Below are 1,834 nucleotides of genomic sequence, written 5' to 3'. Positions count from 1 at the left end.
GGTGTTGAATTGCGCGATTACCGCGTTGATTACCCGTGGTGGGAAAGGGGCGAAAACCTTTACATGGACAACTGGCATGAATGCGGCTTCCGTGAGTTCGATGGTCCGCCGCTACCGGGGGATATGGTGATAATGCAGGTTTCGGCGCCAGTAGCGAACCATGCTGGCATTCTGTTGGAAGATGGCATGTTGCTGCACCATATGTACGGCATGCTCAGTCAACGGGTGCCCTATGGTGGCTATTGGAAGGAACGAACTGTGAAGGTGTTGCGCCACAAAGAACTGATGTGATGCTATCATTCCACTTTTCAGCTTAAGGAAAAGGGTTATGAAAAAGATCTCCGCTTTAGTTGTTATGTTTATTTTATCTGGTTGTTCAACTACGGCCAATGAACTTCGATTGACTACACCAGCTATCGAAGGGCATACAAATAAAAATGCAAACTCATATATTGGTTGCGTGCTTAATAATTGGAATGAAAAAAATACCATTTCACCAATTAGCCCGCAACCTACAGAACATGGCTACTCTGCCCAGATAAATGATATGGCACGAGGAGTGGTAATGTTAATTGATGTGAAAAATACTGATTCAGGTAGCGACTATGTTTTTTATAAAAAACGCGACATGAGTTTTTATGAGTCGGCGATAACATCATGTAAATGATTTTGCTATTTTTTGTGACATACCCGCTGCGGCGGGTTTTTTATTGGAGGAAATATGAGTTTTATAGAAGCTCCGCTCAGAACTATTCATTTTCATGGGCCAATGGTTAGGTTGTTTGGTCGAAATTTTAAGTATCGAGCGCATAATGTGCCAAAAGCCGTCGATGCAATGAAGAACCTATTACCAGGGTTTGAGCGCTATATGTTGGAAGCGCATAAGCGCGGTCTGACTTTTGCAGTTTTTGTGGGAAAGCGGAACATAGGAAAGGATGAAATTGAGTTAACGAAGGGGGGTGAGGATATTCACCTTGTTCCTGTGACTATTGGCAGCAAACGCGCAGGTCTTTTCCAAACTATTATCGGGGTGGCATTAATAGCCCTCTCTGTCTGGAATCCTGCAATAGGTGGCGCAGCAATGATGTCGGCATCCACAGCTACTTCAGTTGGGCTTATGGGGGCTTCCTTGGCCCTCGGTGGTGTCGTACAAATGCTTTCCCCACAAGCTGGTGGCTTACGAATGCGACAAGATCAGGACAACAAACCGAGTTATGCCTTTGGCGGCCCAGTTAATACAACAGCGCAGGGTAATCCTGTAGGTGTGCTGTACGGTACACGTGAGATTGGCGGAGCTATTATCTCTGCTGGTATTTATACTGAAGATCAACAGTAAGCCGAAAGGCGGGAGTGAATTATGACTTTAGAGCAACGCATTGTTAAGATGGAAAAACAGATATCTGAACTAAACAAGCAACTCAGTGACTTATCTAAAACACTGAGTTGCTTTCAAAGTGAAGTGAGTTCACGTATAGATCAAATAGCAACTTCTATAAATAAGGGCTTAAATTCCAGATAGTTTAATTGCTTTCTCCTCTATCTCTTCCAATGTTAATTTTTTAATTTCATCCTTTGGAATGTCTAATTGAATTGAATGTGACTGACCATTCGCTCCCGTGAGGTGAACTATCGTTTTTATGGACGCAAGGTCTGTATTTAAATTTGAAAGCGCACTAATCTTCCACATGCTTAATTTCCTTATACAGAGTTAATCAGCCATCCCTCTGATTTCAAACGCCCATGCCTCTACATGGGCGGGCTGAGTCCTTACAAGATAGAGCCTGAAATTTATCCGTAAACCCTGATGTTTGATCAGTGTAATCATTACGCCGCT

General features: G+C 43.3%; 4 protein-coding genes. 3 read left to right on the top strand and 1 reads right to left on the bottom strand.

The features are described 5' to 3' along the window. The 3 genes from JOE25_RS26475 to JOE25_RS26465 form a co-directional block, all read left to right on the top strand. A partial coding sequence (locus tag JOE25_RS26475; protein WP_209640618.1) for an NlpC/P60 family protein occupies positions 1-291 on the top strand: 291 nt, incomplete at its 5' end. A gap of 37 nt (positions 292-328) precedes the next feature. Then, a complete protein-coding gene (locus JOE25_RS26470) occupies positions 329-667 on the top strand; it encodes a hypothetical protein (RefSeq protein ID WP_209640615.1) in 339 nt (112 codons plus the stop codon). A 54-nt stretch (positions 668-721) separates the two neighbouring features. After that, a complete protein-coding gene (locus JOE25_RS26465) occupies positions 722-1,336 on the top strand; it encodes a tail assembly protein (protein ID WP_209640612.1) in 615 nt (204 codons plus the stop codon). A 168-nt stretch (positions 1,337-1,504) separates the two neighbouring features. Here the strand turns inward: JOE25_RS26465 and JOE25_RS26460 are convergent, their stop codons facing one another. After that, entirely contained in the window at positions 1,505-1,687 is a 183-nt protein-coding gene (locus JOE25_RS26460) for a hypothetical protein (RefSeq protein ID WP_209640609.1), read from the bottom strand. Positions 1,688-1,834: the final 147 nt, after the last annotated feature.

The organism is Serratia sp. PL17 (assembly GCF_017832355.1).
Lineage (GTDB): Bacteria > Pseudomonadota > Gammaproteobacteria > Enterobacterales > Enterobacteriaceae > Serratia.
This window is presented reverse-complemented; position numbering and strand designations above follow the sequence as displayed.